The organism is Serratia sp. AR11, from assembly GCF_056376275.1.
The window spans coordinates 4606775-4632332 of the sequence record NZ_CM150739.1 but is presented as its reverse complement, the minus strand read 5'-3'; the positions used below and the strand labels follow the sequence as shown (position 1 = coordinate 4632332).

The window sequence follows — 25558 nt, the reverse complement described above, 5'->3', positions numbered from 1 at the left end:
TGACTACCTTGAAATTTATTCGATTAGCGCCGCGACCACGTCGGGGATCTGTTGCGGATTAACGATGCGTAACTGTTTATGCCGCCCCAGTTCGCCTTTCTCGATGGTGACGTTGCCTTTCGCCACTTTGAACTGTTTGGCGAGAAACTTGATCAGATGAGCGTTAGCCTGGCCGTCTACCGGCGGGGCGGTAATGGCGACTTTAAGTTCGTCGCCATGCAAACCGACAATCTGGTCGCGGCTGGCTTTCGGCTGAATATATAGCCTGATCGCCAGCCCGTCCAGCACCGGGGTTACTGCACTCACAGCAGGAACCAGATCTCACCGAACAGATCCATGCCCAGGTAGTTGATCAGATACAAGATAAGGATCACCACCATCGCCGAAAAATCAATGCCGCCCATCGCCGGCAGAATACGGCGGATGGGTGACATCAAAGGTTCGGTCAGTTGGTACATCAACTGGTCGATTGGACTGCGGCCCTGGCTTATCCAACTCATCAACGCGCGGATAATCATTACCCAGAAGATCAGGTAACCGGCCGACTTCACCAGCGAGATCAGGCCAAACAGCAGGTTATACGGGCTGAGTGACATTGCGCCGCCCTGGATCAGCAGCAACAGCGGATACTTGATGGTCATCAGCAGGAACGCCAGCAGCAGTGATGCGCTGTCGATCGGCCCCATCGATGGGATAATGCGGCGCAGCGGGCCGATTACCGGCTGGGTGATCTTCACGATAAACTGCGCGAATGGGTTGTAAAAGTCAGCGCGCGTCCACTGCATCCAGATACGCAGCAGCAGTACCATGACGTACAGATCAATAACGGTTTTGACCAAAAAAGTCAGCGTTAGCATGTAGTAGCCCTTCTCCTTAACTCTCGATTATTTAAAATGATTTTTCCATTTCCTGCGCGCGGGATACTGCCGCCTGCATGGCTTTGGCCACGGTTGCCGGCAGCTGTTGCTCGTTGAAAACGCGCAGTGCTTCGGCGGTGGTGCCGCCTTTGGAGGTGACCTGCTCACGCAAGGTCGACAATGGCGTATCCGGGTTGGCTTCCACCAGCGCAGCCGCGCCGGAGGCAGCCTGCTGCACCAGATTACGGGCGGTCTGGCTGTCGAAGCCCATACGTTCGGCTTCCTGTTGCATGGCTTCCATAAACAGGAAGAAATAAGCCGGTGCGCTGCCTGCTGCGGCGATCACGCTATTAATGCCGTTTTCGTCTTCCACCCAACACACCTTGCCGACTGATGCCATCAAATCGCTGGTGTAGTCGCGGTCCTGTTGGCTGACCTGCTGCGGCGCATACAGGCCGCTCATGCCTTTGCCCACCAGCGATGGGGTATTGGGCATGATGCGCACGATGTTCAGCTTGTCACCCAGCAGTTGATAAAAACGGCTGACCTGGATACCGGCGGCGATCGACAGAACCAGCTTGGCGCTGAAATTCACTCCTTCGCGCAACGGCTGGCAGACGTCGGCCATCATTTGCGGTTTGACTGCCAGCACCACGACATCGGCGGCTTGTGTGCAGGCCAGATTGTCACTGCTGCTGACGATGCCGTAGTCCGCCGCCAGCGCATCACGGTTTTTGGCCGAAGGTGCGCAGACGCTAATGGATTTGGCCGGATAACCGCCCGCCACCAGGCCGGCGATGATAGCGCGCGCCATGTTGCCGGCGCCAATAAAGGTGATCTTGCGATGCTGCATTAGAATCCCTCGTCAGTATATTAGGCCTGTGAATAATCACGGGCGCCAAAAATGGCGGTGCCAATACGCACCATGGTGCTGCCTGCGGCAATTGCCGCCGTCATGTCATCGGTCATGCCCATCGACAGGGTGTCTACCTGCGGATATTGCTGCTGCAGGGCCAGAAAGGCGTCGCGCATTTGGCCGAATACCGCCAACTGGCTCTGATAATCCTCCTGCGGGGCTGGAATAGCCATCAGCCCGCGCAGTCTGAGGTTAGGCAGGGCGGCGACCGCCTCCGCCAGCGCCGGCAATTCAGCCAGTACAATGCCAGACTTACTCTGCTCATCGCTGATATTTATTTGGATCAGAACGTTAAGCGGCGGCATGTCCGCCGGGCGCTGCTCATTCAGGCGCGAGGCGATACGCAGCCGATCGACGGTGTGACACCAGGCGAAGTTCTCTGCCACCAGTCGGCTCTTATTGGATTGCAACGGGCCGATAAAGTGCCAATCCAGCGTTGCGCCTTCCGGCTGCGCGGCGAAATGCTGAACCTTATCCACCCCTTCCTGAACATAGTTCTCGCCGAAGGCGCGCTGACCTGCCGCGATGGCTTCTGCGATCGCCGCCACAGGTTTGGTTTTGCTTACTGCAAGCAGCGTAACTTCTTCTGGAGCGCGCGCGCAGCCTTGAGCGGCCGCGGCAATGCGGTTTCTGACATCCTGCAGATTCTGTTGGATAGTGCTCATTGTTGACCCAGGAGATTGATATGGATATCGATGAATTCGTGGCCCTTAGTGTAAAGCATAATGCTTCCGATCTGCACCTTTGTACCGGTCATCGGCCGATGTTGCGCATTGATGGTGAACTTCAGCCGCTGGAAGGGGCGGAAATACTAAGCGAAGCCAGAATGCAACTGCTGTGCAACGGCGTGCTGCAACCGTTACAACGACAGCAGTTACAACAACAAGGGCAGTTGGATCTGGCGCTTTCGCTGCCGGGTGATATCCGGTTGCGCGCCAATTTTTTTCTGCAAAACCTGGGCGTCTCCGTTGCATTGCGGCTGATAGCGGGCCAATGTCCGACTCTGGCAGCATTGGCGGCGCCAGATATTATCCCTGCGTTGGTGCGACGTGAAGACGGCCTGATCCTGGTGAGCGGCGCGACCGGTAGCGGTAAATCCACCACCTTGGCGGCGATGATTGACGACATCAATCAGCACCAGCGGCGGCATATCCTCACGTTGGAAGATCCGATTGAGTTTATCCACCGCAGCAGGCAGTGTTTGATTCAGCAGCGGGAGTTGGGGCGCGACAGCCACAGTTTTGACGACGCATTGCGTGCCGCACTGCGTGAGGATCCGGATGTGATCCTGTTGGGTGAGTTGCGCGATACCGCCACCATCCGCCTTGCTCTGACCGCTGCAGAAACCGGCCACCTGGTACTGGCCACGCTGCATACCCGCAGTGCGCCGCAGGCGGTGGATCGGCTGGTGGATGTTTTTCCGGCGGAAGAAAAGCCCTATGTACGCGCCCAACTGGCCGGGAGCCTGCAGGCGGTGATTGCACAAAAGCTGTTAAGCCGGCCCGGAGGCGGCAGGGTGGCGATTTTTGAGGTGCTGACGGCAACGGCGGCGGTCAGCAGCATGATCCGTGAAGGCAAAACCCATCAGTTGGCCAACGTGCTGCAAACCGGCGGGCAGTCCGGCATGCAGACCTTTGAACAGGGCCTGCAGCAGCGGATCAGCGCCGGCTTACTTGATGGAGGGCAAGACACTCAGAATAGGGATTAACCCAGCTGCCGCTCAAACCAGCTTTCCAAAATAACCACCGCCGAGGCGGAGTCCACGCTGCCCTTGTCCAGCGCGCGGAACCCGCCTCGGTCGAACAAATTAGCGCGGGCTTCGACGGTACTCAGGCGCTCATCATGCAGCGCTATCTGTACGCCAAAACGGCCGTGCAGGCGGTTGGCGAACTTGCGTGCTTGTTCGGTCACCAACTGCTCGGTGCCATCCATGTTCAGCGGCAGGCCGACCACCACCAGATCCGGCTGCCACTCTTTGAGCAGTTTTTCGATCTTTTGCCAGTCCGGTGAACCGTCCTGTGCTTTGAAGGCGGCCAGCGCGCGGGCGCTGCCAGTCAGTTCCTGCCCAATGGCGGCGCCAATGCTCTTGGTGCCGAAGTCGAAGGCGATAATGGTGCGGTTGGTCATCAGGCGTGTCCTGCGTGGTTGGCAATGCTGCAGATGTCGATGCCCAGGCGGTTGGCGGCTTCACGCCAGCGGCTGGCGATTGGCGTATGGAACAGAATGTCGGTGTCGGCTTCAATGGTCAGCCAGGCGTTTTCCAGCACTTCTTGTTCTAACTGGCCCTTTTCCCAACCGGCATAACCGAGCGCGACCAGCACGTCATCCGGCTGCTCCGGGGTGCCTAGCGTTTCCAGCACGTCTTTCGAGGTGGTGATCATGGTATCCGGCGAGATCTGAATGCTGGAGCCGAAACCCTTGCGCGGCGTATGCAGGATAAAACCGCGATCGTCTGCTAGCGGGCCACCGGCAAACACCGGTTTATCGAGGCTGATCGCCGGATCACGCGCCTGTGGCATGATCTTCAGTTTGCTCAGCACCGTTTCCACCGTGAACTGCTCCACCGGTTTATTGATCACCAGGCCCATGGCGCCGTCTTCATTGTGCTCGCAGACGTAAATCACCGAGCGTTTGAAGCGAGGATCCTGAAGTGATGGCATAGCGATAAGAAAATGGTGCTGTAAATTCATGGTGTTATTTAAAATAATCAAGTGGTGGTAAGTTGAACAGCCGCCAGTATGCGGCCATCCCCGTCGCCTTTCAAGCCGATAGCGCCAGTTCGGGGGCAGGGTGGCGGGCGACAACGCCGCCCGCACTGCGGATTACTTCGCCGCCAGACGCTTTTCGATCGCGTCCATCAGCATACCGGTGATAGACACCGGGAAGGCCGCTTCGATTTCGCGTGCACAGGTTGGGCTGGTGACGTTGATTTCGGTCAGTCGATCGCCAATCACGTCCAGGCCAACGAAAATCAGCCCTTTTTCTTTCAGCGTTGGCGCTACCGCGCGCGCAATTTTCCAGTCGCTTTCGCTGAGCGGACGCGCTTCGCCCCGGCCACCGGCCGCCAGGTTACCACGGGTTTCGCCCTGGGCCGGAATACGCGCCAGGCAGTAAGGCACCGGCTCACCGTCCACCACCAGAATGCGCTTATCGCCTTCCTTGATCGCCGGAATGAAGTTCTGCGCCATGCAGAAACGACTGCCGTGTTCGGTCAGGGTTTCGATAATCACCGACAGGTTAGGGTCATCCTGCTTCACGCGGAAAATCGACGCGCCGCCCATGCCGTCCAGCGGCTTGAGGATGATGTCGCCATGCTGCTGGTGGAATTTACGGATGTGCGCCGCACTGCGGCTGACCAAAGTGTCCGGCGTCAGTTCCGCGAACCAGGCGGTGAACAGCTTTTCGTTGCAGTCACGCAGGCTCTGCGGCTTGTTGACCACCAGCGTGCCCTTGACCTCTGCGCGCTCGAGAATATAGGTCGCGTAGATGTATTCGGTATCGAACGGCGGATCTTTACGCATCAGGATCACGTCCAGATCCTGCAGCGCCAGATCCTGCTCGCTGCCAAAGCTGAACCAGCTCTCTTTATCTTCTTTCACGCTCAGCAGGCGGGTGCGGGCGCGGCCGTCACCGGCGTGCAGATAGAGATCGTCCATCTCCATATAGTGCAGTTCCCAGCCACGGCGCTGCGCTTCAAGCAGCATGGCGAAGCTGGTGTCTTTCTTGATATTGATGGAGGCGATAGGGTCCATCACGATGCCGAGCTTAATCATCTTTTCTCCTTTAACCCAGATCGCCGAAACGTACCTGCAAAGCGGTAATTGCGGTGAGCGCTGTGGTTTCTGTACGCAGAACGCGTGGCCCCAGCAGGATATCAGTAAATCCGTGGCCTGTGGTCATCGCAATTTCGCCTGTAGATAAACCGCCTTCCGGCCCAATCAGCAACCGGACATGTTCCACCGGTAGCGGCAGGGTGTTGATGCTGTGGCTGGCGCGCGGGTGCAGGTTCAGCTTAAGGCTGCCATCCTGCTCGGCACACCAGGCTTCCAGCTGCATCGCCTCGCGGATTTCCGGGATGCGGTTGCGGCCGCACTGCTCGCAGGCGGCGATGGCAATCTTCTGCCACTGCTGAATTTTTTTCGCCAGGCGTTCGCCGGAAAGCGCAACGCCGCAGCGCTCGGAAAACAGCGGGGTAATGACGTTGACCCCCAGCTCGATGGATTTCTGAATGGTGAACTCCATCTTCTCACCGCGAGAAATTACCTGACCCAGATGCAGATTGAGCGGTGATTCACGGTCTTCCAGCTGGCCGGCGCTGAGCTGCACCTGCACGCTTTTCTTGTCGACCTGGGCGATCACTGCGTCAAACACCTGATTGCTGCCGTCGAATAACTGCAGCGCCTGGCCGGCGTTCATGCGCAGTACACGCCCGATATGGTTGGCGGCGTCTTCGCTTAAGAAGATTTCCGCGTGGTCGATTAACGGCTGCGGGTGATAAATGCGAGGTATGCGCATATGAATATTCGATCCTGACTCATGTGCAGTCATCAGTGCTGCAGCTTGAAAAAAAAAGAGTATATACCCAAAGTAATTGAAGCTGCAGCAAGGCGGCAAGTGATTGCATCCCGATGAGCTTACTTAGGTAAGTGATTCGGGTGCGCTTACGCAGTCAACACCGCTGCAGTTTTAAGTACGCAGGGGATTTAGCCTTTTCGTTGCTGGCACGCCTGCTGAACATAAGGATTATGGTTACCCTGTACCTTAGCGATGCGTGCTTCGCGCAGGCATTCCCATTGGTTGACCGGGTATTGGCGATCCCATACTTCAAAAAGCTGGGTCTGCTGGCGTGAAAGCCGCAGTTGATAACGGTCGCGCATATAGAAGTAGGTGCGGGCGATCGTACCGCGGGCGCGGGCAGGCGGTTCGGCCTGCTTATTTTTGAAGTCCACTTTCATCGGGCACTGGCCGTACTGGCCCTCGCCGCCTTTCCATTGGCTGTACATAAAGTTATTACGATCGCCGTTCACTTCACCTATCGCCGGCTGCAGATTGTGCAAATCGGTTTCGATTTGGCGGTAACCGGCGTCTTTATTGCAGTTTTTGCGCCCGCCCTGTTGCCAGCACTGTAATTGGTGACCGAATTGCCAGGCCGGTACCACGTGTTCCCATTCGATACGTTGCGCACGTTGGGCGTTTTTACGCGCCTGGTAGCCACAACTGTTTAGATCGGGGATGCCTTTTTTACCCTGCCAGTCTATCCGGCAGCCGCAGTAGAAGGAGCCGGGGGCGTCCTGATTGATTTTGGCGGCAGCCGCCTTGGCCTGAGAAAAGTTGTTGATGCCGTGCGCCTGTGCGGCACCGGCAGTGAGAACCACCATAAATAAAATTTTGCGAAGCATATTCCAAAACAGCTCAAAATTGGAAAAGCAGGCAGGGTAGCGGAAGTTTGAAGCCGTAGCAAATGGCGATATTTACTTGTTTTAACGTATAAATCGTTACGCTAAACAGGCTCGCCGGCGAAAAATTTCAGTTTGTCGCCACACTGACGGCAGCGATATTCACTTTCTCCGCGCATCACCCGATTGTGGCGGCGCACGGTAAGCTGGTGCAGTTGGCAACCGCAGCGGTAGGGGTAGGTTTTGCTCTGCACCGAGGCAATCTCAAACTGATGAGTACGGCTGGCCGGTACCTGTAATACGCTTTCCATCATCCAGCGCCATTCGTTGCCGTGTGGTGGCACGCGGCCAAACTGGCGAAATACCAGCAGGTGAGCCAGTTCATGCGGTACCACTTCATCGATAAACGGCTGCTGATTTTCCATCAGCAACACCGGATTCAGCCGGATTTCCCAGGCTTGCAGCCAGGCGGTGCCCGCGCTGGTTCCGCGTTGCTGGTAAAGGATTTTTGGCTCAGGGAACTCGACGGAAAAATGCTGACGGGCCAGCTGCAGTTTTTCTCGCAGACAGCGCATCACCGCCTGTTGCAGCGCAATGGGGATTCTTGCTTTGTTCATTGTGGCTAGCTTAAGCAAAGGCGCGCCGGCTGGCAATAAGAGGCAAAGCTAATTTGTCAGGGGTTTACCAGGCAGGTTTTTCACCGCATTGATAACCCGATCGACGCTGATGGATTGTAATCATTGTGTTAACTGCGGGATAATGAACCGTACATGCTGAGTCCCTGCCTGTAGGGGACGAATATATTCGTCCCGATTAACACGGGCGCAGTATACAGCGCCCCTACAAATCAGAGGGAGTTATGCGATTTAGCGCAATAACCGACTGATTAAAAATACGTAAGGTGTGGGGAGTTTTTTGACGCGGCCTGCCCCGAGCTGGCTGAGTAAGTGTGAATTTAACGCAGCTGATGTTGCAAGTGAGAGATTAATGTCGAATAAACCGTTCCATTATCAAGATCCGTTCCCACTGAAGAAAGACGATACTGAATACTATCTGTTGAGCCGTGACCACGTTTCCGTGAGTGAGTTTGAAGGCCAGGAAGTGCTGAAAGTAGCCCCCGAAGCGTTAACCCTCCTTGCTCAACATGCATTCCATGACGCCTCATTCATGCTGCGCCCTGCGCATCAGCAGCAGGTGGCCGATATCCTTAAGGATCCGGACGCCAGCGAAAACGACAAGTACGTTGCGCTGCAATTTTTACGTAACTCAGAAATCGCCGCCAAGGGTATTTTACCGACCTGTCAGGATACCGGTACCGCCATCATCGTCGGCAAAAAAGGCCAGCGCGTCTGGACCGGCGGCGGTGACGAAGCGGCATTGTCGCGTGGGGTGTACAACACCTTTATCGAAGACAACCTGCGCTACTCGCAAAACGCCGCGCTGGATATGTACAACGAGGTCAACACCGGCAGCAACCTGCCGGCGCAGATCGATCTCTACAGCGTTGACGGTGAAGAATACAAGTTCCTGTGTATCGCCAAGGGCGGTGGTTCAGCCAATAAAACCTATCTTTACCAGGAAACCAAGGCGCTGCTGTCCCCGGGCAAGCTGAAGGATTATCTGGTCGAGAAAATGCGTACGTTGGGTACCGCGGCCTGCCCGCCTTACCACGTGGCATTCGTTATCGGTGGTACCTCGGCCGAAGCGACGTTGAAAACCGTCAAGCTGGCCTCGACCAAGTACTATGACGGCCTGCCGACCGAAGGCAATGAGCACGGTCAGGCATTCCGCGACGTTGCGCTGGAAGAAGAGTTACTCAAAGAAGCGCAGAATTTGGGGTTGGGCGCGCAGTTTGGCGGCAAATACTTTGCGCACGACATTCGCGTGGTGCGTCTGCCGCGCCATGGTGCTTCCTGTCCGGTAGGTATGGGCGTTTCCTGCTCCGCTGACCGTAACATCAAGGGCAAGATCAACCGTGACGGCATCTGGCTGGAGAAGCTGGAGCACAATCCGGGCAAGTTTATTCCGCAAGAACTGCGTCAGGCGGGGGAAGGCGAAGCCGTCAAGATTGACCTCAACCGCCCAATGGCCGATATCCTCAAGCAGCTGTCGCAATTCCCGGTGTCTACCCGTTTGTCGCTGAGTGGCACCATCATCGTGGGGCGTGACATCGCCCACGCCAAGCTGAAAGAGCGGCTGGACAACGGCGAAGGTCTGCCGCAGTACGTTAAGGATCATCCAATTTACTACGCCGGCCCGGCCAAAACGCCGGAGGGTTACGCTTCAGGTTCTCTGGGGCCAACCACCGCCGGGCGTATGGACTCTTACGTTGATCTGCTGCAGTCCCACGGCGGCAGTATGATCATGCTGGCGAAAGGCAACCGCAGCCAGCAAGTGACCGACGCCTGCCACAAACACGGCGGTTTTTACCTCGGCAGTATTGGTGGCCCGGCGGCGGTGCTGGCGCAACAAAGCATCAAAAGCCTGACCTGCGTCGAATACCCTGAACTGGGGATGGAAGCCATCTGGAAAATCGAAGTGGAAGATTTCCCGGCGTTCATTCTGGTGGATGATAAAGGCAATGACTTCTTCCAGAAGATCCAGGCCGGTCAGTGTTCACGCTGTGTGAAATAACTTTCGTCAATACTTGCCGTCCGCTTTCGGGCGGCAAGTTTCAGGCTTGCTCTGGCCCTGTGTAAAGTCCTGTAGCCCGCTGGACGCCGCGTTTTAACCTGTATACCCTACGTGCGCAGCAGTAATACACGAATAAAGGCATATTTGGCACAGAAGGCTCGGCAACTACATGGAAACGCAAGAAAATCATATCAGGGAACTACTGGTCTGGATTGAAGACAACCTGACCAACCCGCTATCATTGGATATCGTTTCTGCCAAATCAGGCTACTCGAAATGGTATCTGCAGCGAATGTTCAAGACGCAGACCGGTCTGTCGCTGGCCTCCTATATTCGCGCCCGCCGTTTGTATCTCGCCGCTTTCGCCTTGCGCTTTACGCAAAAAACCATTCTTGATATTTCCATTGAATATCAATTTGATAACCAGCAAACCTTTTCCCGCTGCTTCAAAAAGCACTTTGCCGAATCTCCCAGCGTCTATCGTCATGCCCGCAAGCAGGACTTCAGTCATCTGGTTCGTTCGCTGTCAGCCAACCATCCTGGTGATATTCAGGTTGACCGCATCAAGGTGGCCAAAGGGCAGTATGCGATCAAGGGGAAAAGTTACGCTTACCACCTCGATATTGCCGATTTGGATAAGTCGCATTTGCACATCCGCAGCAAAATCAGAGAGCAGTTCTATCAATCGGTGGCCAGCCGGCCGGCATTGACCTATGCATTGACCCAGTTTATTCCTGATGGAGAGCAGGTCAGAGTGGAATATGCGCTTGGCGTTGCCGAGGACTGCCCGACCAGTGATGTCGCCGGGCTTGAGCCATGGCCGGAAATTCACGGCGATTATTGCCGCTTTTGTTACTCCGGCAAGCCGGTGGCCTTGCACGACCATGTGGTGCAGATTTACACCCAGGCACTACCGGAATTGGGCCTGGCCCGCAGAGTAGGGCCAGACCTGACGATGTTCAACTATTCGCTGAACGAGCGGGAGGAGTTGCAGCTTGAGCTCCAGCATCTGGTGCCAGTGACTCCAATTGGTTGACCGATTGGACCGCGGTAGTGCGGTTTTTCTGCTGCACGATATCTGCCATCACCGCCAGCGCGATTTCCGCCGGGGTTTTACTGCCGAGTGGCAACCCGATCGGGGCATGAATACGTTCCAGTTCCTGTGGGCTGAATTCGGCAATCTGCTGCAGACGCTGGCGGCGTCGCGCGCTGTTGCGCAATGACCCCATGGCACCGATGTAAAATGCCGGGGTGTGGATCGCTTCCATCAGCGTCAAATCGTCCATGCGCGGATCGTGGGTCAGCGCCACAATCGCCGTATTGGCGTGGCAGCCGCCGTCTTCAATAAACTTGGCCGGGAACTGGCGCAACAATGTGACGTTGCCTCTGAGCTGAGGGGTGAAATTATCCAGCGCCTCCGGCCGATTCTCACAAACCAACACTTCAAAGCCCAGTGAGCTGGCGAAATCGGCGCAGTACAGCGCTACGCTGGACAGCCCGGCGATCAACAAACGCGGTGCCGCGGCGATATGCAAAGTGACCTGCGGACCACGACGTTCCACCTGGGTGGCGCTGGCGAAATCGGTCAATGTCAGGCTGGTACAGGCATCGGGCAAGGTCAGGCGTTTGACCAGCGCGTGGTGTCCGTTCAGTGCACCGGCAATTTTTGTCAGATAGGCAATACTGTCGTCACCGGCTGGCAGGGATTCGATCAGTACTTCCAATACGCCGCCGCACGGCAGTGCTACATTCGGCTCCAGACCCCCTTCACCATAACGGATCACCTGGCTGGCCGCCTGATATTCCCCGGCCGCCACGCGCCGCAGAAAATCCTCTTCCACGCAGCCACCCGACAGCGAACCACAGTAATGCCCATCCTGGGTAGCCACCAGCAGCGCTCCTGGCGATCGCGGTGAGGAGCCGTAGGTGTTCAGTACGGTGCACAGCCACACCGGCTGTTGCTTCAGCCAGCTTATCGCCTGGTTGACCACGGTGATATCGAGATGTTGCATAGATGATTTACTCGCTGGCCGGTAGCTGTGACGGAAGATCAATATCCTGCACCACTTCGGACGTTTCAAGAGAAAGCAGGAACACTGGCTGCCCTTTAAGCAGCTCACGTGCGCCATTATCACCGCGCAATTGGCCCAGTTGTTTGCGCAAAATGGCGGAAAACCCGACCGGGTGGCCCGGCTGCTGCTGGAAAGCGGGGCGGACGATGGCGTGTTGCCGTAGGGCGGCCGCCACCTGCCGGAAAACCGTCGGCGTAACGAAGGGCATATCCGCTAAATGGATCAGCCAGCCTTGCCAGTGCGGGGTGGCGTTAACGCCGGCGGCGATCGATTCTCCGAGGCCAGAGCTTGCCAGTAGCGTGACCGGAACCTGATAGGCCGCGCAGACCTGCTGTACCAGAAGATTGTCCGGGCGGGTGACCACCCATACCGGCAGATCAGAGGCCAGCGCCTGACGCAGCGTTTGTTCAAATATCGAGCGTTGCTGACCAGAATTATCCGCAAACTCGGCATTCAATTTATTGCCTTCGCCCCCGGCCAGAGAGAAACGCTCTCCACGTCCGGCAGCGGCGATCACTATGCCCGTTGTCATCTTATCCGCCCGAATTTGCGCAACTTATTATTACCTTACTAAAAATATGTGTTCTTGAGATGTGTTTTTCTTGAAAACAGCATGTTAATCATCACATAATTTTAGTTATAAGCATATGCTTATGACGTCTACGGCAAGGTCGTCAGCGTTTGCGCAACACCACCGCTGAATACAAAAATACAATAAAGAAGCAAAGGACTTTTTATGAGCAATTTTAGCCCGTCGCGGCGCCGCTTTATCAAAAGCGCCGTGATTGCGGGGGTATCCGTGTACCTCGCGCCACTGTACAGCCGTGCTTATGCCGCGCTGTTTGAGCAAAAAATCCTTCAGTCCCCGAACTGGGATGCCCATGAAAAGCGTATTCGCTTTCGTATCGATGGTCGTGCCAAGGTGATGGGGCAAAAGGTATTCGCCCGCGACATTCGCGCGGTCGATATGCCGCACTGGCCGCAACAACAGGCGCACGCCTTTATTTTACGCGTCACCAAGGCCGACCGGCTGTTCGAGGGCATCGATCTCTCGTTGCTGGGAGACGATCTGCAGCCCGACCGGCTGGTCACGGCAGAGGATCTGGCGCGTGACGGCCTGGCCTTCCCGGCGTTCTACGGCGACGACATGCTGCTGCCGATCGGCAAAACTCCGGCCTATCTTGGCCAGGCGGTGGCAATTCTGATTTATCACGATTTCGCCCGTTTCCGCTTTGCCAAAGACAAGCTGAAATTCCGTGAAGAAACGCTCAAGTACGGGGCGGAAACCGGCCCGCTGGAGCGGGATCCCTGGGGCACTTTCCGCTATGTGCGCGTGGGTGGCGATAAGCCGTTCGACGACGATCGCTTCTCCAGCCTGAAAGACACGCCGATTTTCCCGGTATCGATGAAGAAACACCTGCCGGTCTGGCCGGAAGGCCGCGAGGGCGGCAAGCTGGATCAGGAAGGGATGTATTACGCCGGCATGATAGCCAATGAGCTGCAAACGCCGCCGGAAGACTGGCTGGTGATGTCGCGTCGCTATACTACGCAATCCGTCGATACTTCGGCGCTGGAGCCGGATAACGCCAACGGCTGGTACGATGCCACGACGCAGACCCTGCATCTGGTGGTGCCTACCCAGTCACCGCAGGAAGTGGCCGACGAAATGCCTCGCATGTTGGCCAAACACAATCCGCCGGTGAAACAGCTGATTTTACACCCGTGCTACACCGTCGGTTACGGTTCGAAAGATCACTTTAACTTCCCGTACTACGGTGCGGTGGCGGCGATGTACGGTGACGGGCACCCGGTACGCCTGGCCAATGACCGTTTCGAACAGTTCCAGACGGCGCTGAAGCGCCATGCCTTCGATATGAATTACCGTATTGCGGTCAACCGTCAAACCGGCGTACTGCAATCATTCCACGGCGAGATGACGGCAGACGGCGGTGGTCGCAGCAACTTTACGCCGTCGGTGGTGATGGTAGCGGCGACGGCGGCACAGTCGATTTACTACTTCCCGAAAAGCGATTTGTCGGCGGTGGGGCTGGCTTCGCGCGCCATTGATGCCGGATCTGCTCGTGGCTACGGCACGCTGCAAAGCATGGCCGCTACCGAGATGATGGTGGATGAACTGGCTGCCGAGCTGAAGATCGACCCGATCGAGTTCCGTTTGCGCAACGTACTCAAATCCGGCATGAAAAATACCCAGGGCGCTATCCCGGCCGGGGCAATTCGTGCCGATGAAGTGCTGGAAAAGGCAGCGAAGCATGAGATGTGGTTGCAACGTGCCCAGCGGAAGGCGGAGTTTGAGAGCCGGCACCCGGGCAAACGCTATGGCGTCGGCTTTGGCTGCGTGCAAAAAGACTTCGGCACCGGGGCCGAGACCTCGTTCGCTCGCGTCGAGCTGGGGGAAGATGGGCGCATCATGCTGCATCACAGCGGTGCCGAGATGGGAACCGGCATGTCGACCTCACAATCGGTGCTGTGCGCACAGTGGCTGGGCAAACCGGCGGATGAGGCGCACTTCTCGGTGACCGACTGGTCGGTACTGCCGATGGTCACCAGCGGCGATCCTTACATTATGTCGCAGGCCGAACAGGACAAGTTGCAAGCCAACCCGGCCTGGACGCCAAGCTATTGCTCACCGTCCAGTGCCAGCAACTCGGCGTATTACTTCTCCCACAGCACGCGCGAAGCGGCGCGTCTGATATTCGATCACGGCCTGTGGCCGGCGGCGATGGCCATTTGGCAATCCGGCCCCGGTGGCGGCCAGGCAGCACCATTAGTGGTGCGCAGAGAAGACGCACGTTGGGTGGAAGGCGGGCTGACCGCGGCCGGCATGGAAGTGCTGAGCCTGGAGCGGCTGGCGAAACAAGCCTACCAGATGGGCGGTATCACCGGTGCGGCGGTACACGTATTTAACCGCTGGCAGTGGGCCGAGGCGGACTTCACCCTGAGCGCTAAAAGCGAGCGTCTGCCGATTGACGGGCTGGCGGTGCGCAATGCCAATGGCGAGTTTAAAACCTTACCGCGCAGCCAGGCCTACTATCCACCGACCCAACGCAATAACGCGGCGGTTACCTATTACAGCGCCGTCGGTACCCTGGCGGAAGTGGCGGTGGATATCGCTACCGGTCAGGTGGAGCTGCTGAACCACCATTCAATCATGGAGTGCGGCAATCTGATTGTGCCTGAGCTGGTTTCCGGCCAATTGCAGGGCGGCCTGGCAATGGGGATTGGCCATGCACTGCACGAATATTTACCGCTGTACGAAGACGGGCCTGGTAACGGTACCTGGAACTTTAACCGTTACCATCTGCCGCGCGCCAGCGATGTGGCGGTCTGGAAACAGACCGATGACATCCTGCCCGCGCTGTCGGAAACCGATCCACCCAAAGGCATGGCCGAAGTGGTGATGATCCCGGTAGTTGCGGCACTGGTTAACGCTATCGCCGACGCTACCGGCCACCGTTTCCGTGATTTGCCCGTTCGTGCAGAAAATATTCGTGAGGTATTACAATGAGCATTAAAACCCAGCCGATTTCCCTGACCATCAATGAAAAGCAGTACGGCCCGATCGAAGTACCGGAAGGGCTGATGATGATCGACTTCCTGCACGAATATCTCGACCTGACCGGTTCGCGTCTTGGCTGCGGGCAGGGGATCTGTCACGCCTGCGTGGCGATTGTCGATCATCCGAGCGGCACCAGTGAGGAAGTGCGTACCTGTATCACCGGCGCGCATTTCTTCAGCGGCAAGAAAGTGCGTACCGTCGAAGGCCACGCCAAGGTGGATGATCAGGGTGAAGTGGTCGAGCTTTCGCCGATCCAGCAGGCTTTCCTGGAGCATTACAGTTTCCAGTGCGGTTACTGCACGCCGGGCTTTGTTAACGCCGCCACTATTTTTGTCGAGAAGCTCAAGCGCGAGCCGATTGCCCGCGATCAACTGGAAAGCGCGATTGAACAGGCGCTGGACAGCCATATCTGCCGCTGTACCGGCTATGTGCGTTACTACGAAGCGGTACGCGACGTAGTGCTGAAAACCCCTGGCCTGGTGAAGGAGACGGCGCAATGAAAAAACGTCTCGCACTGCTGATCCTGTTGGTGGTGATTATCGTCATCGCCGTGCTGTGGTGGCGTGAAAATCGCCATTACGACGGCCCGGTACAGCAGGTAACCGCCAGCACCGAACAGGTTGCCCGTGGCCGCTATCTGGCTCAGGCCGCCGACTGCGCTGCCTGTCATACCGCCAGTGGTGGCGCGCCAATGGCAGGGGGGTATCCGCTGGATACGCCGTTCGGCACTATCTATGGCAGTAACCTGACGCCTTCGGCCGATCAGGGGATTGGCCGCTGGACCAAGGACGACTTCTTCCTGGCGGTGACCCAGGGCGTGGCACCGGGCGGTCGTCATCTGTATCCGGCCATGCCTTATACCTCGTATAAAGGCATGTCGCGTCAGGATGCCGATGATATCTATGCCTATCTGATGACCCGTCCGGCGGTGGATGTTGCCATTCCGGAAAACGCCATGCCGTTCCCGTTTAACCAGCGCATGGCGCTGATTGGCTGGAATCTGTTGTTCCGTAGTCAGGATCCGCTGCCGGTCAGTTCGCAGGGTGATTCGGCGCAGTGGCAACGCGGCCGTTATCTGGCGGATACGCTGGGCCACTGTGGGGAATGCCACACGCCACGCGGCATGCTGGGTCAAATGAATCTGGCCAAACCTATGCAGGGCGGTGATCTTGGGCGCTTTATGGCACCGGACATCACCCCGCACGGGTTGGCGCAGCGCGGCTGGACGCCGGACGATCTGAACCGCTTCCTCTCGACCGGCCTGGCACCGCAGGGTTCCGCCTTTAGTGAGATGCATATGGTGGTGAGTCTCAGCACCCGTCATTTGACGCCGGAAGATGGTCAGGCGCTGGCGACCTATCTGATGGGGGAACAGCCGCCGGCGGCTGTGCCGGTTAAAATCGGTCAGGGCAGCGATGCCGGGCGCATCAGCTATCAGGATCAGTGCTCCGGTTGCCATGCGCGTGAAGGCCAGGGTAAGCCTCATGTGGCGGTCGCGATGCGTGATAACGCTACGCTGCGCCAACCGGACGCTAAAAACCTGATTGTCTCGATACTGGACGGTTTACCGGCCCAGCAATTCCCTAACGGCGAAAGCATGCAGAGCATGCCGGCCTTTGGCGAACGTCTCGATGATGCACAGGTGGCGGAACTGGTGAACTACCTGCGTGTGACCTGGGGCGGGTTGCCGGCGGATGTGACGGCCGAGCAGGTGAAAGCGCTACGTAAGTAAGGTTCAATGGAAAAATGGCTCGGCATATCGAGCCATTTGAGTTTGATGACAAAGTTGTCTTTGAATCCGAGATACCCGGGCCTAGCGCACCGAGGGGCGCTCCGGCGGGCAAGCCGCTACGACCCCTTCGGCACGTTCTCCCTAATAACGGGCTTTGTCAGTAGTCTGAAATGGCTCGGCATATCGAGCCATTTTTTATTAACGATTATCTGCCGGGGGTTCACCCAATACCGGCATTCCTTCCTCATCCCATTCCAGCGGTTTAATCCGTGTATGACGATTTGGGTCATAGAGCGGATCCCCTTCGATTTCCGTGTAATTACGCGCATGGTAAACCAAGATATCTCGCCCCTGTTCATCCAGGGTAAAGCTGTTGTGCCCGGGGCCGAACTGGCGGTTTTTTACGCTGGTGCGAAACACGGGCTGTTCGAGCTTATGCCATTGGGCGGCATCGGTGATGTCGCTGTCGATGTCGGCCCATAACAGACCGAGGCAATAATTCTCGTCGGTCGCGCTGGCGGAGTAGCTGATAAATATTCTTTGGCCATGGGCGATCACCGCCGGTCCTTCATTGACCGAGAACCCGACGGTTTCCCAAGGGAGTTCAGGTTGGCTGAGCATCACCGGCCGGCCCTTCAGCGTCCAGGGATCTTCCATTTCGGCCAAATACAGGTTGGAGTTGCCGTGGATCGCCGGATCCTTCTGCGCCCAAAGATAATAGTGTTTGCCACGATGTTCGAAGTGGGTGGCGTCGAGGGAGAAACTGTCGATATGGGTATAAATTCGGCCTTTTTCCTCCCACTCTCCGGTCAGCGGGTTGGCAGCGCTGCATTCCAGAGCAAACATTCGGTGCTGGAACAGGCCATTGGCAATCTCCGGGCTATGGGCTGCGGCGAAGTATAAATACCATTTGCCGTTAATAAAGTGCAGTTCCGGCGCCCAGATTAAATGGCTCATCGGCCCCTGCTGTGGTTTTCGCCATACCACCGTCGGGCTGGCTTGCGCCAGTTCGCTGAGGCTACGCGCGCGCCGAAGTTCTAACCGGTCATATTCCGGTACCGAGGCGGTGAAGTAGTAATAGCCATCGCTGTGGCGCAAAACAAAGGGATCCGCCCGCTGTTCAATCAAGGGATTAGGGTAGTCGCGCATCGCAGGCTCCTTACGGGGTTCGGGTTTTTAGTTGCTGCTCAGAGTAGTCGGTTAGCTCGCGGTAATTAATGCGTCGCTTTTCCAGGTCGATCTGAATTTGACGCATCAGTTGGCGATCAACCTTCAGCAGGCGTACCACGCCGGCAGTGATCAGATATCCGATACCGGGGATCACGGTGAACAACAGCACGATGCTGTTAAGTGCGCCAGCGCTTTGGCTGACCGCATCGGCCTGATAGCCGGACAGCGACATCAGGAAGCCCACCATGGCGCCGGCCACCGCCAGCCCGACCTTAAGGAAGAACAGATTGCCGGAAAAACTGATGCCGGTGATGCGCTTGCCGGTTTTCCATTCGCCGTAATCGTCCACGTCGGCCATTAACGACCAGTGCAACGGCGAAGGGATCTGATGCAGGATATTCAGCAGGAAATAGGCGGCGACGATCAGCGAAGTGAACTGAGGGTTGAGGAAATAGAAGCCGCACGAAAACGCCGCCAGCAAAATATTGGTCCAGAAGAACACTTTCAGTTTGCAGAAGCGATCGGTCAGGGGCTTGGCCAATGCGCTGCCAACCATCATGCCAACGACGCCCAGCGCGATAAACAGACTGGCAAAGGAGGTTGATTGTTGCATGACGTAGGTGACGTAATACATGGTGGCGGCCATGCGGATAAAACCGGGGCAGACGTTGCAAAACGTCAGCAGCAGAATGCGCACCCACTGATCGTTTTTCCACACGTCTCTCAGATCGGATTTAAGGGCGTCATGGGTTGGCACTGCCGGACGAATACGTTCTTTGACCGTGGCAAAGCAGAACAGAAACATGAACAGGGCAATCAGTGCCAGTACACCCATTGCCATCTGATAGCCACGCGCCTTGTTTGCGCCGCCAAACCATTCAGCCATTGGCAGCAGCGTCAGGGACAGGATCAGGGTAGCGATACCGACCAGGATAAAACGGTAGGACTGACAGGAGACCCGTTCGTGCGGATCGGCGGTGATCACGCCGCCCAGCGAACAGTAGGGGATATTGATCGCCGTGTAGGTCAGCGACATCAAGAAGTAAGTGGCGAAGGCGTAGACCACTTTGCTGTTGTAGCTCCATTCCGGCGTCGTAAACATCAACACGCTGAATAATACATATGGCAGGGAGATCCACAGCAACCAGGGGCGAAAGCGACCCCAACGGCTTTGGGTGCGATCGGCTATTGCGCCCATGATCGGATCGGTGATGGCATCCAGCACGCGGACTGACAGCAGCAGCACGCCGACCAGTGCGGGAGTCAGACCGTAGATATCGGTATAGAAATAGTTGAGAAACAGCATAATCGCTCCGCCGATCATGTTGCAGCCGGCATCTCCCATGCCGTAGCCAATCTTTTCTTTTATTGATAGGGCGTTGCTCTTCATGGACATTTTCTCCGCACCTGCAAAGTCTAACTGAGTGGCAACGATTATTGTCCCGGTTGGCGGCGAGTTATCAGAAGTGAATGGTTGTAGAGATGGACAAATCCACCGTGGCGGGGAAACTGTGAGCCAGCTTGCAAAATAGAGCGGCAATAAAAAGGCCCACAGTTTGCACTGCAGGCCTTGTTTTTTGGCTTGGTTACCCGCGGCCTGTAGCGCTCACGGCACGCTGGCTACGCTGTTTAATGGCATAGCCGATGCCTAAAATGGCGACCCAAACCGGGATCAGCAACACCGAGATTTGGATCCCCGGCGTCAGGTACATGATCACCAGGATAGCGGCCATAAACACCAGGCACAGATAGTTGCTGAACGGGTACCAGAAGGCTTTGAACTTCGGTTCAACACCTTCGCGGTTCTTGGCTGCGCGGAACTTCAGGTGCGCCAGGCTGATCATCGCCCAGTTGATCACCAGTGCCGACACCACCAACGCCATCAGCAGTTCGAAGGCACGGCCGGGGATCAGGTAGTTAATCAGTACGCAGAACGCCGTGGCGGTGGCGGAAACGGCAATCGCAATGACAGGGACGCCGCGACCGTCGACTTTCAGCAGGCTTTTCGGCCCGTTGCCCTGTTTTGCCAGGCCGTACAGCATGCGGCTGTTGCAGTAGACGCAGCTGTTGTATACCGACAGCGCGGCGGTCAACACCACCACGTTCAGCACCGTTGCTACCAGGTTGCTGTTCAGCGCGTGGAAGATCAGTACGAACGGGCTACCGCCTTCAACCACTTTACCCCACGGGTACAGCGACAACAGAATGGTCAGTGAACCGATATAGAACAGCAGGATGCGGTAGATAACCTGGTTGGTCGCTTTGGGAATGCTTTTCTGCGGGTTGTCGGCTTCTGCCGCGGTGATGCCCACCAACTCCAGCCCACCGAACGAGAACATGATCACCGCCATCGCCATCACCACCCCCATGACGCCGTTCGGGAAGAACCCGCCCTGCGCCCACAGATTGGTCACTGTGGCTTCCGGCCCGCCCATGCCGCTGAACAGCAGGTAGGCACCGAACACGATCATGCCGATAATCGCCACGACCTTGATGATGGCGAACCAGAATTCCATCTCGCCATACACCTTCACGTTTGCCAGGTTGATGGCATTAATCGCCAGGAAAAATACGGCTGCCGACACCCAGGTCGGGATCTCCGGCCACCAGTACTGCACATAGATCCCCACCGCGGTCAGTTCCGCCATGGCAACCAGGACGTACAGCACCCAGTAGTTCCAGCCGGAAGCGAAGCCGGCGAAGTTGCCCCAGTATTTATAGGCGAAGTGGCTAAAGGAACCGGCCACCGGCTCTTCGACCACCATTTCACCCAGTTGGCGCATGATCAGAAATGCGATAAAGCCGCCAATGGCATAACCGAGAATGACCGAAGGGCCGGCCATCTTTATTGTTTGCGCGATACCGAGAAATAGCCCGGTACCAATAGCGCCCCCTAGTGCAATAAGCTGAATATGGCGGTTTTTAAGGCCGCGTTTCAGCTGGTCGCCATCATGCTGTTGACCATCCATCAATCAAACCCTCTGTCGTTGCAGAATTACTCACATGCTGTAAAGCAGTGGTTACGATGTGTGTTTTGTTTTATTTACGGCGTTATATCTATTAATTCCACGGAGCCGCTACCGTTTGGCAAAGAATAATGTTATGCGCGCCAGTTTGCACCTGCTTTATGTAGTGAGTGATTAAGATTTCAGCAGTTTAGGAAACAAAATGCGGGTTGTGTGACGACAGGGGGGATTCAATGCATGAAATAAGCATTAACTCACATAATGCGCAAAAATAATTTAGCTCTGGCGGTTTGTCGGTGGCGAAATATCAACCGGCTGAACGCACCTTTTGCGATGTAAATAGGTATTCGTCAAAGCTTAATAAACATGCAATAGAATTCTACTTTAGAGACTTCAGTCTGCCTGACGGCAGGTTTCGCAAAAGTTAAATCAAAAACCTACCTCGTAAATGGTATTACCAAGCGCGCGTTAGCGGTTTGCAGCAGGTCTGGTATTGAGGTGTTAAAATGTGCGGGTAACCTGATTTCGATCAAGGCCCATATGGACAGGAGGTGAATACTTTGTTACTTTACCGTCACGTTTTTGAAATTGGTATTACCAATTGACTCCGCGCCATTCGCAGAGAAGAAATCACCCATGGCCTACAGCAAAATCCGCCAACCCAAGTTGTCAGACGTCATCGAGCAGCAGCTCGAACACCTGATCCTCGAGGGAACACTGCGTCCAGGCGAAAAACTGCCACCGGAGCGTGAACTGGCGAAACAATTTGATGTTTCCCGTCCTTCTCTGAGAGAGGCTATCCAGCGCCTGGAAGCCAAAGGGTTGCTCCTGCGCCGTCAGGGCGGTGGCACCTTTGTACAAACTAATCTGTGGCAGAGCTTTAGCGATCCGCTGGCTGAACTGCTGGCCGACCATCCTGAATCACAATTCGATCTGTTGGAAACCCGTCATGCCCTCGAAGGCATTGCTGCCTATTACGCGGCGTTGCGCGGTACCGACGAAGATCTGGCACGCATCCGCGATTGCCATATGCTGATTCAGCAGGCCCAGGACAGCGGCGATCTCGACGCCGAAGCCGACGCGGTCATGCAATACCAAATCGCCGTGACCGAAGCTGCCCACAACGTTGTGTTACTGCACCTGCTGCGCTGTATGGGGCCGATGCTGGAACAGAACGTGCGTCAGAACTTTGAATTGCTCTACTCGCGCCGTGAGATGTTGGCAAAAGTGAGCAGCCACCGCGCCGGAATTTTTGAGGCGATTGTGGCACGCGAGCCAGAAAAAGCTCGTGAAGCCTCGCACCGCCATTTGGCGTTTATCGAGGAAATTTTGCTGGATCTCAGTCGGGAGCATACCCGACGCGAGAGATCGCTGCGGCGTCTCCAGCAACGCAAGGATTAAGAGCGGTTCTCTTCAGGGCACACCAGCCTGCGGGGTTTACGTTCGAAGTGCTTAATTAAGCATTTAAGTAAGCGGCAACTAAACTGATGGGCCTGTCTTCGTGTGTTTTGCCTCAGAACACAGGAAGACAGGCTCCAAAACAAACCATTAGACAGATAAGGAATACCACCATGTCAGAACGTTTAAACAATGACGTGGATCCGATCGAAACCCGCGACTGGCTGCAGGCGATCGAATCGGTCATCCGTGAAGAGGGTGTTGAGCGAGCTCAGTTTCTGATTGATCAGGTTCTGGGTGAAGCCCGTAAAGGCGGTGTTAGCGTTGCAGCCGGTGCTGCGGCTCACAACTACGTCAACACCATCGCGGTGGAAGACGAACCTGCTTACCCTGGTAACCTGGATCTTGAGCGTCGTATCCGCAGCGCTATTCGCTGGAATGCGGTAATGACCGTTCTTCGTGCTTCCAAAAAAGATCTGGATCTGGGCGGCCACATGGCTTCCTTCCAATCTTCTGCGACCTTCTATGAAGTCTGCTTCAACCACTTCTTCCGTGCACGCACCGAACAAGATGGCGGCGATCTGGTTTACTTCCAGGGCCACATCTCTCCGGGCGTTTACGCACGTGCCTTCCTTGAAGGCCGCTTGACCGAAGACCAAATGAATAACTTCCGTCAGGAAGTTCACGGCAAAGGCCTGTCATCTTACCCGCATCCTAAATTGATGCCGGAATTCTGGCAGTTCCCGACCGTTTCCATGGGCCTGGGCCCAATCAGCGCCATCTATCAAGCGAAGTTCCTGAAATATCTGGAACACCGTGGCCTGAAGAACACCTCTGCTCAAACCGTTTACGCCTTCCTGGGCGACGGCGAGATGGATGAGCCGGAATCCAAGGGCGCGATCACCATCGCTACCCGTGAGAAGCTGGACAACCTGGTATTCGTCATCAACTGCAACCTGCAGCGTCTGGACGGCCCGGTCACCGGTAACGGCAAGATCATCAATGAGCTGGAAGGCATCTTCGCGGGCGCAGGCTGGCAGGTACTGAAAGTGATCTGGGGTGGTCGTTGGGATGAACTGCTGCGTAAAGATACCAGCGGCAAGCTGATCCAACTGATGAACGAAACCCTGGACGGCGACTATCAGACCTTCAAATCCAAAGACGGCGCTTACGTACGTGAGCACTTCTTCGGTCGCTTCCCGGAAACTGCTGCGCTGGTCAAAGATATGACCGACGAAGAGATCTGGGCGCTGAACCGTGGCGGTCACGATCCGAAGAAAGTCTTTGCTGCACTGAAAAAAGCGCAGGACACCCAAGGCAAACCAACCGTTATCCTGGCCCATACCATCAAAGGTTACGGCATGGGTGAAACCGCGGAAGGTAAAAACATTGCTCACCAGGTGAAGAAAATGAACATGGAAGGGGTTCACCACTTCCGCGATCGTTTCAACGTGCCGGTTGCCGATGCTGACATCGAAAAACTGCCGTACGTCACCTTCGAGAAAGATTCCGAAGAGTACAAATATCTGCACGAACGTCGTCAGGCGCTGGCAGGCTATGTGCCTACCCGTATGCCGAAGTTCACCGAGAAGCTGGAAATGCCGGCTCTGGCAGACTTCAGCTCCTTGCTGGAAGAGCAGAACAAAGAAATTTCTACCACCATCGCCTTCGTGCGTGCCCTGAACGTGATGTTGAAGAACAAGTCGATCAAAGATCGCCTGGTTCCAATCATTGCCGACGAAGCTCGTACCTTCGGCATGGAAGGTCTGTTCCGTCAGATCGGTATCTACAGCCCGAACGGCCAGCAGTACACTCCTCAGGACCGTGAGCAGGTTGCTTACTACAAAGAAGACGAGAAAGGCCAGATCCTGCAGGAAGGTATCAACGAACTGGGTGCAGCCTCTTCATGGTTGGCCGCAGCGACTTCCTACAGCACCAACGATCTGCCAATGATCCCGTTCTACATCTACTATTCGATGTTCGGTTTCCAGCGTATCGGTGACCTGTGCTGGGCAGCAGGCGACCAACAGGCGCGCGGCTTCCTGGTAGGCGGTACTTCAGGCCGTACCACCCTGAACGGTGAAGGTCTGCAGCACGAAGACGGCCACAGCCACATCCAGTCCCTGACTATTCCTAACTGTATCTCTTACGATCCAGCTTACGCGTACGAAGTGGCAGTGATCATGCACGACGGTCTGGTTCGCATGTACGGTGACGCGCAAGAAAACGTCTACTACTACATCACCACGCTGAACGAAAACTACCACATGCCGGCTATGCCGCAGGGTGCAGAAGAAGGTATCCGTAAAGGTATCTACAAGCTGGACACTCTGGCAGGCAGCAAAGGCAAGGTTCAGTTGCTGGGTTCAGGTTCTATCCTGCGTCACGTTCGTGAAGCGGCGAAGATCCTGGCTGACGATTACGGCGTGGGTTCTGACATCTACAGCGTGACTTCCTTCACTGAACTGGCGCGTGATGGCCAGGATTGTGAGCGTTGGAACATGCTGCACCCAACCGAAACTCCGCGCGTACCTTACATCGCTCAGGTGATGAACGAAGCGCCGGCGGTTGCGTCTACCGACTACATGAAGCTGTTCGCAGAACAGGTTCGTACTTACGTTCCAGCCAGCGACTATCGCGTTCTGGGCACTGACGGCTTCGGTCGTTCAGACAGCCGCGAAAACCTGCGCCACCACTTTGAAGTTGATGCTTCTTACGTTGTGGTTGCTGCACTGGGTGAACTGGCTAAACGCGGTGAAATCGAAGCTTCTGTGGTAGCTGATGCGATTAAGAAATTCGACATCAACCCAGAAAAAGTTAACCCGCGTCTGGCATAAGAG

At 56.1% G+C, this 25558-nt stretch carries 23 protein-coding genes; 8 read left to right on the top strand and 15 right to left on the bottom strand.

The features are described from left to right. Positions 1–15: 15 nt before the first annotated feature. The 4 genes from yggU to ACSOSI_RS21830 are packed head-to-tail and all read right to left on the bottom strand — an operon-like array spanning position 16 to position 2438. Complete coding sequence (gene yggU, locus ACSOSI_RS21845) at positions 16–306, bottom strand: DUF167 family protein YggU (RefSeq protein ID WP_012146735.1); 291 nt, start codon at positions 304–306, stop codon at positions 16–18. Next, positions 303–857, bottom strand: coding sequence for a YggT family protein (locus ACSOSI_RS21840; protein WP_012146734.1), 555 nt, complete (start codon positions 855–857; stop codon positions 303–305). The genes yggU and ACSOSI_RS21840 overlap by 4 nt, the downstream gene beginning before the upstream one ends. Before the next feature lie 31 nt (positions 858–888). Beyond that, positions 889–1710 carry a pyrroline-5-carboxylate reductase gene (gene proC / locus ACSOSI_RS21835; RefSeq protein ID WP_476706124.1) on the bottom strand — a complete coding sequence of 274 codons (822 nt, stop codon included), beginning with the start codon at positions 1708–1710 and terminating at the stop codon, positions 889–891. Positions 1711–1730: 20 nt separating this feature from the next. Further along, the gene (locus ACSOSI_RS21830) at positions 1731–2438 is read right to left on the bottom strand and encodes a YggS family pyridoxal phosphate-dependent enzyme (RefSeq protein WP_012146732.1); all 708 of its coding nucleotides are present in this window, start codon (positions 2436–2438) and stop codon (positions 1731–1733) included. 20 nt (positions 2439–2458) lie between these two features. On the opposite strand from ACSOSI_RS21830, the gene ACSOSI_RS21825 reads away from it, so the two are divergent. Next, positions 2459–3481, top strand: coding sequence for a type IV pilus twitching motility protein PilT (locus tag ACSOSI_RS21825; RefSeq protein ID WP_476706123.1), 1023 nt, complete (start codon positions 2459–2461; stop codon positions 3479–3481). On the opposite strand, the gene ruvX is transcribed toward ACSOSI_RS21825, so the two are convergent. The 6 genes from ruvX to ACSOSI_RS21795 all read right to left on the bottom strand — a co-directional run bounded on the left by ruvX (position 3478) and on the right by ACSOSI_RS21795 (position 7786). Beyond that, positions 3478–3900, bottom strand: a complete 423-nt coding sequence (ruvX, locus tag ACSOSI_RS21820; RefSeq protein ID WP_012146730.1) for a Holliday junction resolvase RuvX — start codon at positions 3898–3900, stop codon at positions 3478–3480. The two genes, ACSOSI_RS21825 and ruvX, sit on opposite strands and share 4 nt — an antisense overlap. Then, positions 3900–4463, bottom strand: a complete 564-nt coding sequence (locus ACSOSI_RS21815) for a YqgE/AlgH family protein (RefSeq protein ID WP_012146729.1) — start codon at positions 4461–4463, stop codon at positions 3900–3902. The genes ruvX and ACSOSI_RS21815 overlap by 1 nt, the downstream gene beginning before the upstream one ends. Positions 4464–4595: 132 nt before the next feature. Continuing rightward, positions 4596–5546, bottom strand: a complete 951-nt coding sequence (gshB, locus tag ACSOSI_RS21810; protein WP_476706122.1) for a glutathione synthase — start codon at positions 5544–5546, stop codon at positions 4596–4598. 10 nt (positions 5547–5556) lie between these two features. Continuing rightward, entirely contained in the window at positions 5557–6288 is a 732-nt protein-coding gene (gene rsmE, locus ACSOSI_RS21805; RefSeq protein ID WP_115183839.1) for a 16S rRNA (uracil(1498)-N(3))-methyltransferase, read from the bottom strand. A 188-nt stretch (positions 6289–6476) separates the two neighbouring features. After that, positions 6477–7172, bottom strand: coding sequence for a deoxyribonuclease I (gene endA / locus ACSOSI_RS21800; protein ID WP_259191716.1), 696 nt, complete (start codon positions 7170–7172; stop codon positions 6477–6479). 101 nt (positions 7173–7273) lie between these two features. After that, a complete protein-coding gene (locus tag ACSOSI_RS21795) occupies positions 7274–7786 on the bottom strand; it encodes a SprT family zinc-dependent metalloprotease (protein ID WP_112363511.1) in 513 nt (170 codons plus the stop codon). Positions 7787–8156: 370 nt separating this feature from the next. Between ACSOSI_RS21795 and fumA the strand changes: the two genes are divergently transcribed. Together fumA and ACSOSI_RS21785 are read left to right on the top strand one after the other, a co-directional pair. Further along, the gene (gene fumA / locus ACSOSI_RS21790; RefSeq protein WP_476706121.1) at positions 8157–9803 is read left to right on the top strand and encodes a class I fumarate hydratase FumA; all 1647 of its coding nucleotides are present in this window, start codon (positions 8157–8159) and stop codon (positions 9801–9803) included. 169 nt (positions 9804–9972) lie between these two features. Continuing rightward, positions 9973–10839, top strand: a complete 867-nt coding sequence (locus ACSOSI_RS21785; RefSeq protein ID WP_012146723.1) for a helix-turn-helix domain-containing protein — start codon at positions 9973–9975, stop codon at positions 10837–10839. On the opposite strand, the gene ACSOSI_RS21780 is transcribed toward ACSOSI_RS21785, so the two are convergent. Together ACSOSI_RS21780 and ACSOSI_RS21775 are read right to left on the bottom strand one after the other, a co-directional pair. Beyond that, positions 10763–11815 (bottom strand): XdhC family protein, encoded by a 1053-nt coding sequence (locus ACSOSI_RS21780; protein WP_476706120.1) that lies wholly within the window; start codon positions 11813–11815, stop codon positions 10763–10765. The two genes, ACSOSI_RS21785 and ACSOSI_RS21780, sit on opposite strands and share 77 nt — an antisense overlap. A 7-nt stretch (positions 11816–11822) precedes the next feature. Then, on the bottom strand, positions 11823–12407 hold the full coding sequence (locus ACSOSI_RS21775) for a nucleotidyltransferase family protein (protein ID WP_112363508.1): 585 nt from the start codon (positions 12405–12407) through the stop codon (positions 11823–11825). A 204-nt stretch (positions 12408–12611) separates the two neighbouring features. Here ACSOSI_RS21775 and ACSOSI_RS21770 point away from each other — a divergent pair, with 204 nt between their 5' ends. Genes ACSOSI_RS21770 through ACSOSI_RS21760 form a run of 3 tightly spaced genes read left to right on the top strand, consistent with a single transcriptional unit; the run spans position 12612 to position 17184 of the window. Continuing rightward, complete coding sequence (locus ACSOSI_RS21770; protein ID WP_115183844.1) at positions 12612–15401, top strand: xanthine dehydrogenase family protein molybdopterin-binding subunit; 2790 nt, start codon at positions 12612–12614, stop codon at positions 15399–15401. Beyond that, positions 15398–15952: a (2Fe-2S)-binding protein gene (locus ACSOSI_RS21765; protein WP_012146719.1), complete on the top strand. Its 555-nt coding sequence runs from the start codon at positions 15398–15400 to the stop codon at positions 15950–15952. Before ACSOSI_RS21770 ends, ACSOSI_RS21765 begins: the two co-directional genes overlap by 4 nt. Next, the gene (locus ACSOSI_RS21760; RefSeq protein WP_112363506.1) at positions 15949–17184 is read left to right on the top strand and encodes a c-type cytochrome; all 1236 of its coding nucleotides are present in this window, start codon (positions 15949–15951) and stop codon (positions 17182–17184) included. The genes ACSOSI_RS21765 and ACSOSI_RS21760 overlap by 4 nt, the downstream gene beginning before the upstream one ends. A 198-nt stretch (positions 17185–17382) precedes the next feature. Here ACSOSI_RS21760 and ACSOSI_RS21755 read toward each other — a convergent pair whose 3' ends face one another. The 3 genes from ACSOSI_RS21755 to ACSOSI_RS21745 all read right to left on the bottom strand — a co-directional run bounded on the left by ACSOSI_RS21755 (position 17383) and on the right by ACSOSI_RS21745 (position 21323). Continuing rightward, the gene (locus ACSOSI_RS21755) at positions 17383–18333 is read right to left on the bottom strand and encodes a glycoside hydrolase family 43 protein (RefSeq protein ID WP_017893952.1); all 951 of its coding nucleotides are present in this window, start codon (positions 18331–18333) and stop codon (positions 17383–17385) included. Positions 18334–18343: 10 nt separating this feature from the next. Next, complete coding sequence (locus ACSOSI_RS21750) at positions 18344–19744, bottom strand: glycoside-pentoside-hexuronide (GPH):cation symporter (protein ID WP_012146716.1); 1401 nt, start codon at positions 19742–19744, stop codon at positions 18344–18346. A 196-nt stretch (positions 19745–19940) separates the two neighbouring features. Further along, positions 19941–21323 (bottom strand): amino acid permease, encoded by a 1383-nt coding sequence (locus ACSOSI_RS21745; protein WP_476706119.1) that lies wholly within the window; start codon positions 21321–21323, stop codon positions 19941–19943. A gap of 633 nt (positions 21324–21956) precedes the next feature. Here ACSOSI_RS21745 and pdhR point away from each other — a divergent pair. Both pdhR and aceE read left to right on the top strand, forming a co-directional pair. Next, positions 21957–22721: a pyruvate dehydrogenase complex transcriptional repressor PdhR gene (gene pdhR, locus ACSOSI_RS21740; RefSeq protein WP_012146714.1), complete on the top strand. Its 765-nt coding sequence runs from the start codon at positions 21957–21959 to the stop codon at positions 22719–22721. Between the two features lie 170 nt (positions 22722–22891). Beyond that, a complete protein-coding gene (gene aceE / locus ACSOSI_RS21735) occupies positions 22892–25555 on the top strand; it encodes a pyruvate dehydrogenase (acetyl-transferring), homodimeric type (protein ID WP_012146713.1) in 2664 nt (887 codons plus the stop codon). The last annotated feature ends 3 nt before the right edge of the window (positions 25556–25558 follow it).